This window comes from Microbacterium umsixpiens (assembly GCF_053543675.1).
In genome coordinates this window covers 40,279-48,050 of record NZ_JBLVOH010000227.1, presented here as the reverse complement: position 1 = coordinate 48,050, position 7,772 = coordinate 40,279, and the positions used below count along the sequence as shown (strand labels likewise).

8 protein-coding genes are annotated in these 7,772 nt (G+C 69.9%); 3 read left to right on the top strand and 5 right to left on the bottom strand.

Annotated features, from left to right (window positions below):
* From ACNPM4_RS19270 to ACNPM4_RS19260, 3 genes are all read right to left on the bottom strand, one after another.
* Nucleotides 1-1,306: lamin tail domain-containing protein (locus ACNPM4_RS19270; protein ID WP_448986827.1), on the bottom strand; the 1,306-nt coding region annotated here is incomplete at its 3' end.
* Between the two features lie 160 nt (nucleotides 1,307-1,466).
* Nucleotides 1,467-2,486, bottom strand: a complete 1,020-nt coding sequence (locus tag ACNPM4_RS19265; protein ID WP_448986825.1) for an ABC transporter permease — start codon at nucleotides 2,484-2,486, stop codon at nucleotides 1,467-1,469.
* Complete coding sequence (locus ACNPM4_RS19260; protein WP_448986823.1) at nucleotides 2,483-3,535, bottom strand: ABC transporter ATP-binding protein; 1,053 nt, start codon at nucleotides 3,533-3,535, stop codon at nucleotides 2,483-2,485. Before ACNPM4_RS19260 ends, ACNPM4_RS19265 begins: the two co-directional genes overlap by 4 nt.
* Nucleotides 3,536-3,624: 89 nt before the next feature.
* Between ACNPM4_RS19260 and ACNPM4_RS19255 the strand changes: the two genes are divergently transcribed.
* Nucleotides 3,625-4,023 carry a YccF domain-containing protein gene (locus tag ACNPM4_RS19255; protein ID WP_029262278.1) on the top strand — a complete coding sequence of 133 codons (399 nt, stop codon included), beginning with the start codon at nucleotides 3,625-3,627 and terminating at the stop codon, nucleotides 4,021-4,023.
* Nucleotides 4,024-4,044: 21 nt separating this feature from the next.
* Here ACNPM4_RS19255 and ACNPM4_RS19250 read toward each other — a convergent pair whose 3' ends face one another.
* Complete coding sequence (locus tag ACNPM4_RS19250) at nucleotides 4,045-5,031, bottom strand: glycerophosphodiester phosphodiesterase family protein (RefSeq protein WP_448986821.1); 987 nt, start codon at nucleotides 5,029-5,031, stop codon at nucleotides 4,045-4,047.
* An 89-nt stretch (nucleotides 5,032-5,120) separates the two neighbouring features.
* On the opposite strand from ACNPM4_RS19250, the gene ACNPM4_RS19245 reads away from it, so the two are divergent.
* A complete protein-coding gene (locus ACNPM4_RS19245) occupies nucleotides 5,121-6,047 on the top strand; it encodes a Bax inhibitor-1/YccA family protein (RefSeq protein ID WP_029262276.1) in 927 nt (308 codons plus the stop codon).
* Nucleotides 6,048-6,207: 160 nt separating this feature from the next.
* Nucleotides 6,208-6,480 (top strand): GlsB/YeaQ/YmgE family stress response membrane protein, encoded by a 273-nt coding sequence (locus ACNPM4_RS19240; protein WP_017203627.1) that lies wholly within the window; start codon nucleotides 6,208-6,210, stop codon nucleotides 6,478-6,480.
* Nucleotides 6,481-6,541: 61 nt separating this feature from the next.
* Here the strand turns inward: ACNPM4_RS19240 and ACNPM4_RS19235 are convergent.
* On the bottom strand, nucleotides 6,542-7,772 hold a 1,231-nt coding region (locus ACNPM4_RS19235; RefSeq protein WP_448986818.1), incomplete at its 5' end, for an RNA polymerase sigma factor.

Genomic DNA, 7,772 nt, shown 5'->3' with positions numbered 1-7,772 from the left:
CCGCGACATCGACGAAGGCGCCGGAGCCGTCGGCGCAGCGCGCCAGCACGCCCGCGGCGTGAGCGGTGTACACGTGCTCGTCGACGGTGTTGCCGTTCGCATCGCGAACCGTCACGGTGTCGCCGTTGCCCAGACCGAAGACGAAGTTCGCGGGCTGGTCGAACACGAAGTACGCGCCCGGCTGCAGCGTCGTGCCGGCCGGCAGCGGGGTGGTCTCACCCGTGTGACCGGTCGGGTCGTTGTCCATGACGGTCCAGCCGGACAGGTCGACGGCCGTGCTGCCGGTGTTCGTGACCTCGACCCAGTCGGTGGTGTCGCCGTTGGACTCGATCTCGTTGATCACGACGTCGGGCATGACGCACGAGTTGGCGGCTCCAGGGGTCGAGTGCGCGAGAACGAACGCGCCGACGCCGTCCGGGCAGCGTGCGAGCGTGGCGGCGGAGAAGTCTCCGTCGATCGCCGCGTGCCCCTCCCACGGGAGGGTGTCGTCGATCTGCGCTGCTGCCGCGTCGAACAGGCGGATGCGGTCGGCGCTGCCGATGCCGATGGGGTCGCGGAACGCGGCCTCGGCTCCTCCGACGAGACCGATCGTGCCCTCATCGACGACGAGGAACTCGCCCGCTCCGATCTGCGTGCCGGCCAGGAACTGCCAGCGGTGATCGTCGGAGTTGTCGCGGATCTCGTAGCCCGAGATGTCGAGCGCCTCGGTTCCGGGGTTGTAGAACTCGACCCAGTCGGCGGGCTGCGAGTCGGCCTCGTTGATCACGATGGAGCCGGCGACGGGAGCGACCGTGCAGTCGTTCGCTGCGCCGGGGGTCGCTGTCGTGGCATGCGCCCACTCGCCCGTGCCGTCGGCGCACCGTGCCCACACCGACAGCGGCGCGGTGTTCTCGTAGGCGTAGGAGTCGGCCTCGGCGCCGCTCGGGTCGAAGAGCACGACCTCGTCGCCCTTGCCGAGACCGAACGGGAAGTCGACGTCCTTCACGAGCACGAGGAACTCACCGGGGTCGAGAGCCGTACCCTCGGGGGCTGCGCCGAAGCTGTCGCGCTTCTCGTCGGCGACCTTCCATCCGGCGAGATCGATCGTCTCGGCACCCGCGTTGTAGATCTCGATCTGGTCGGCGAGGCCGGTCGCCGCGTCGTCGTAGACGATCTCGTTGAGCACGAGGCTCGGGGCGGCCGAGACCGTCTCTGCGGGGCGGATGCCGGGAGAGGCGCCGATGGCGGCGGCGGGAGTGGCGAGCAGGGCGGCGGCGCTCAGTGCGCACACCGCCGCGACCGCGGCTGCGGATTGCAGGCGGGGCATGGAGGACTCCTGGGGGTCGGCCGGCAGGCCCCAGGCGGGGCCCGACCGGACTCAGTCGGGTACCAGCCCAGACCACCGATCCCGCGTGGCCGCGAAGAATCCCTCCGGTGCACGGAAGGTGAACGGGAGGTGGCGACTTCCCGTTCCCGCTCGCGAAGCCTCAGGCGATGCGGGTCCCCGGCGGCAGACGCTTCGCGGGCGTCCGCGTACGCGCCCATGCCCCGGCGAACAGCGAGCCGGCGATGACGATCTGCACGCCGAGTCCCACGAACCAGCTGGGCACCGACGAGTCCATGATCTCCTCCGGCGTGCGGTAGCCGCCGTTCGGGTCGCACTCGTCCCAGCGCTGTTCGAGCGGCGACTGCTGCGCGCTGCGCACACCGAGCTTGATCTGACCGAACAGGTCGACCGGGTACCCCTCGGGCGAGAACTCCGTGGGGGTCGCATCGGCGAGCACGACGAACGGGTTGGCCGACAGCGCCCACCAGACGTAGTCGAATCGCGGCACCTCGTAGGTGGTGCCGACCTCCCACTCGTCGCAGATGGGGTCGCCGTTCGCGTCGTACGGGCGCGAGTACGTCGTCGCCTCGCTGCGCACGGCCATGCCGCCCAGCCCGAAGGCGATGAGCGTGCCGAACACCAGCCCGGCGACCACGAGATACGTCGCCGCGACCGAGAACAGCGGGCGGGCGATGAGTCCGCTCAGGCCGACGCCGATGGCCGCGACCACGATGATCTCGACCGCGAGCACGAGCAGCGAGACCAGCAGCACGAGCGCATCCGCTCCCCCGCCCAGGAGCGACAGGGCGAGGAACGGCACGGCGACGAGAAGGAAGGCACCGCCGGTTGCGATGGCCGCGAGGAGCTTGCCGAGCATGATGTCGCCGGTGGAGGCCGCGGTCACCTGGACCGCGGCGAGGGTCGCCGCATCACGGTCGCCGTTGATCGCGTTGCCGCTGAGGGTCGGCGACACCAGCACGACCAGCAGCAGCACGATGTTGACGACGATGGAGTAGACGCCGGCACCGACGAAGTCGCCCCAGGAGTACACGGCGAAGGCGAGCCCGGTGACCCCGAGCAGGATGAGCGCGAAGACACCCAGCAGGACGTACCACCCGACGCTCCGGAGTCGCTGCGTCAGTTCGAGTCGGGCGATGATCCCGATGTTCGCGAGGCTCATGCTCCCGTCTCCGTTCCGGTCGGTGCTGCGGGGGCGGGTGGCGCCGGTGGTGCGGCGGGTGGTGCGGCGGGCGAAGAGGGTGCCGGCGGTGCCGGATGCTGCGGGGCGGAAGCGGCGGCTTGCGGCAGCGGCGCATGCGACAGGTTGAGGAACGTGTGCTCCAGATCGCTCTGCGCCGGGGCGAACTCCGCTACCGGCAGGCCCGCTTCGACGAGCGTGCGCAATGACTGCGCCGCCGCATCCTCACCCGCGAATCCGACGAGTACCGCTCCGCGATCCGTGGCGAGGGAGTCCGGGGACAGGCCGAGGTTCGATGCCACCTGCCAGGTGTCGGCGTTCAGACGTTCCGGCGTCGCGCCGGCCAGGCGCACGCGCCACGCGCGCACAGAGGTCTGCAGGGGAGCCGCGTCGACCACGGCACCGGCCACGAGGAAGATGGAGTCATCGACGACCTCTTCCAGCTCCGAGAGGATGTGGCTCGAGATCAGCACCGTGCGCCCCTCGGCGGCCAGACGACGCAGCAGCTCGCGGAGTTGGACCCGCGCCTCGGGGTCGAGTCCGGATGCCGGCTCGTCGAGGAGCAGCACCTGCGGGTCGTGCACGAGGGCGCGCGCAAGGCCGAGCTTCTGCTTCTGCCCTCGCGACAGCACCTTCGCGGGCGAGTCCGCCAATTCCCCGAGCCCGACGAGCGTGAGCAGCTGCTGCGCCCGCGCGGCGGCATCCGGCTTCTCGATGCCGTACAGGCGGGCGGTGGTGACGATGGTCTCCCGCGCCGTGAGCGACGGCCAGGCGCCGAGTGCGTCCGGCATCCAGCCCAGCAGACGCCGAGCCGCGAGCGGGTCGACCGAGGGGTCGACGCCGCCGATGCTGATCGTTCCGGAGTCGGGCGCGAGGAGCGAGGCGAGCATGAGGAGCAGCGTCGTCTTGCCCGCTCCGTTCGGCCCGACCAGCCCGGTCACGCGGCCCGGCTCGGCTCGCAGGGTGGCCCCTCGCACCGCCTGCACCGTTCCGAACGCTCTACTGACGTCTTGCACCACGATTCCGGTCATGCGGTCAGTCTGGCATCCGGACCGCCGCGCGCCCGGGACCTCGGGGCGGATGCTCAGACACCGAGCCTCGGGGGTGACACAATCTCCCCATGCGCACGATCCTCAACATCATCTGGGTCATCCTGGCCGGATGGGCCCTGTTCCTCGGGTACGTCCTGGCCGGCATCCTGCTGTGCATCCCGATCATCACGATCCCGTGGGCGATCGCCTCGTTCCGCATCGCCGCGTACGCGATCTGGCCGTTCGGGCGCGAGGTCATCAGCAAGCCGACGGCCGGCGTCGGCTCGTTCCTCGGCAACGTCCTGTGGGTGATCCTCGCCGGCTGGTGGCTGGCGATCGGCCACATCGTCTCCGGCATCCTGCTGTGCGTCACGATCATCGGCATCCCGATGGGAATCGCCGACTTCAAGATGGTCCCGATCTCGCTCATGCCGCTCGGCAAGGAGATCGTCTCCACCCGCCGCGGCGCGTTCGACCGCACCCTCTGACCCGGCCTCCGGTGGCTCCACTCAGCTGCGGAAGAAAGCCACGCCCAGATCGGGGTGGTCCACGAACACGCCGTCGATACCCTGGCGCTCGATGACGCCCCACTCCGACTCGTAGTCCCCGAACGCCGAGCGTCCACCCGAGCCGCGGAACTCCGGCGACAGGAACGCGTTCTCCGGCCGGCACGTCCAGGTGAAGACCTGCAGGCCGCGCGCATGCGCATCGGCGACGATCGTGTTGCCGCGGTCGAGCAGCATCTTCTTGCTGACGCTGATGCCGTCGACGCGTCCGACGAGACCGTCGAGCCCCTGCGGGCTGACGGTCGCCTTGTACGTGAGCGCCTGCTTCCCCTCGGCCACCAGCCGGTCGTACGGGCGGCCGGTCGCCTCGATGAGGTAGATGTACGACGCCGCGACGCCGCGCTCCCGCAACTGTCCGAGCACCGTCGACTCGAAGCACTCGATCACCAGGGGCAGCTCTCCGTCGGCCCAGCCCGCGTCCCGCAGCTCGCGCTCGATCAACGGAGCCAGATCGAGGCCGATGCTCGCGAAGTACGTGGCGTGCTTGACCTCGAGCACCACACCGATCTCCCGCCCGTGCTCGACCGAGCCGTCGCGCACGATGTCGAGCACGTCACGCAGGCGGAGGATGGCCTGCGAGTCATCGAAGCTCGCGCTCGAGACCCGCACTTCGGGCAGCCGCTCCCGCCCGTGCAGGGTCGACAGCTCCGCCCAGGTGAAGTCCTCGGTGAACCAGCCGGTCAGCGCCTGTCCGTCGACACGCTTGGTCGTCTTGCGATCGGCGAACTCCGGATGCAGGGCGACGTCGGTCGTGCCCGAGATCTCGTTCTCGTGCCGCACGACGAGGACACCGTCCTTCGTCGCGACGACGTCGGGTTCCACGGCATCCACGCCCATCGCGAGCGCCAATTCGTAGGAGGAGCGACTGTGCTCCGGGCGATAGCCGGGCGCACCGCGGTGCCCGATGACGAGGGGTGATTTCCTGGGCACGCTCTCAGCGTAGAACACGCCCGGAGCGGCACCACCCGAGTATCGTGGAGGCAAGAGACCTACGACCCCCTTTGGAGTGAGGCCCACCAATGAGCAACTTCGCTTTCAACAACCCTGCTTTCCAGCAGCAGGACCCGCGCAACGTCGCGACCTACCCGGGCGGACCTCAGGCTGCTCAGGGCGCGCAGAACGCCTCGCTCCAGCACGGGGCGATGGATGTCGCGGCCAACGCGCAGCTCGAGGGCATGTACGCGGCCCCGCCTGCCGGTGCGATCGAGACCGACCGGATGTCCGTCGAGGACACCGTCTGGAAGACCGCCGGCCTGTTCGCCATCCTGCTCGTCACCGCAGCCATCGGCTGGGTGTGGACGCTCGGTGGGATCGACGCTCCGCCGTACAACCCCCAGAACCCGGCGCCCGTCAACATGATGCCGTGGATCATCGGTGCGCTCGGCGGCTTCGTGCTCGCGATGGTCATCACCTTCACCTCGCGCAAGAAGGTGCGCCCCGCGCTGATCTTCGCCTACGCCGCGCTCGAGGGCCTCTTCATCGGTGGCATCTCGGCGTTCTTCGAGGTCATCTACCCCGGCATCGTGTTCCAGGCCACCCTCGCGACCGTCTCGGTCGTCGGCGTGACCCTGGCCCTCTTCGCAAGCGGCAAGATCCGCGCGTCGAAGAAGGCGACCAAGATCTTCATGATCGCGATGATCGGCTACCTGGTCTTCTCGCTGCTGAACCTCGTCCTCATGTGGACCGGCGTCCTGCCGCAGGATCAGGCGTTCGGCATGCTCAGCGCCACCATCATGGGCATCCCGCTCGGCGTCATCATCGGCGTCCTCGTCGTGATCATGGCCGCGTACTCGCTGGTGCTCGACTTCGACCAGATCCAGCAGGGCGTCCGCAACGGCGCTCCCCGCCAGTACGGCTGGCTCGGCGCCTTCGGCATCATGGTCACGGTCGTGTGGCTCTACGTCGAGATCCTGCGCATCATCGCGATCGTCCGCGGCAACAACTGACGCGAACCACCGTTCAAAAGGCCCGTCTCCCCCGTGGAGGCGGGCCTTTTGGCACACCCGGGGAGGTGTGCGCAAGGGGTTGTCGTGCGGTCGCGAAGACCGGCAGTGTGGGTGTCACGAGCCCTGGCCCCCCGGGGCTCCCGACACATAGGAGCTGACCATGAGTTTTCTCGGCTTTCTTCTCCTCGGCCTCATCGCCGGGGCCATCGCCAAGCTGATCCTGCCCGGCAAGCAGGGTGGCGGGTGGTTCATCACCCTCCTTCTCGGTGTCGTCGGCGCCCTGCTCGGCGGCTGGCTCGGCAGCCTGATCCTCAACCGCCCGCTGACCGAGTTCTGGGATCTGGGCACCTGGCTCCTCGCCATCGCCGGTTCGATCATCGTCCTGCTGATCTACGGCTTGATCGCGGGTCGCGGTCAGAAGGTCAACGACTGACGCTCCCGCATACTCGACGCCCGTCCCCTTCGGCAGCTTCGCGCTTCCCGAAGGGGGCGGGTCATTTCTCTGCCCCGGCAGCCTTCCGCTCGAGCAACGACCGTTCGCGATCGTTGCCCGCGAGGCCGGCGGCGACCGCGAACTCGCTCCGTGCCTCCTCTTCGCGCCCGAGCCGCCGCAGCAACTCCCCCCGGGTCGCGGGCAGCAGGTGGTACCCGCGCAGCGCTCCCGCGCTCGAGAGCTGATCGATGATGCGCAACGCGGATGCCGGGCCGGTCGCCATCGCGACAGCGGCGGCACGGTTGAGCTCCACGACCGGCGAGGGTGCGATCCGGCCGAGAGCCTCGTAGAGGAGCACGATGCGGTCCCAGTCGGTGTCGTCCACGGATGCCGCGGTCGCGTGGCACTCGGCGATCGCGGCCTGCAGGCAGTAGGCACCGCGACCGCGCCCGAGCGCGTCGGCCGTCCCCAGCGCCGCTCGACCGCGGGTGATGCGCCCGCGATCCCACCGCCCACGGTCTTGGTCGGCGAGCAGCACGGGGTCGCCGTTTCCGTCCACACGCGCGGCGAACCGGGCCGCCGTCAGCTCCATCAGCGCCAGCAGGCCGTGCACCTCGGGCTCGCGCGGCATCAGCGCTGCGAGCACCCTGCCGAGCCGGATGGCCTCGTCGCTCAGCTCGGGTCGCATCCATTCCGGCCCGCTGCTCGCCGCGTGCGCCTCGTTGAAGATGAGGTACAGCACGCCGAGGATCGCGCCCAGACGCGCGGCGTGCTCCTCGCGAGGCGGCACCTCGAAGGGCGCGTTCGCCGCCGCGAGCGTCTTCTTCGCCCGCACGATGCGCTGCTGCACGGTCGCCGTCGGTACGAGGAAGGCACGGGCGATCTCCTCGCTCGACAGGCCGCCGACCACCCGCAGCGTCAGGGCGACCTGCGCCTCCTTCGACAGCACCGGGTGGCAGGCGATGAAGATCAGGCGCAGCACGTCGTCGTCGACGGCATCCGGGTCCCACAGCACGTCCGGAGACTCGGCCTGCTCCCGCTCCAGGTCGCGGGCGAGAGCGGCGACCCGGGCATCCAGACGCTCCGCCCGGCGCCATCCGTCGATCGCCTTGCGCTTCGCCACCGCCGTGAGCCAGGCCCCCGCGTTGCGCGGCACCCCCTCGACCGGCCACTGCCGGAGCGCATCGACCAGCGCCTCCTGGGCGAGGTCCTCCGCGAGCCCGAAATCGCCGACCATGCGGGTGAGCGCCCCCACGATGCGCGCGGACTCGATGCGCCATACCGCGGCGAGG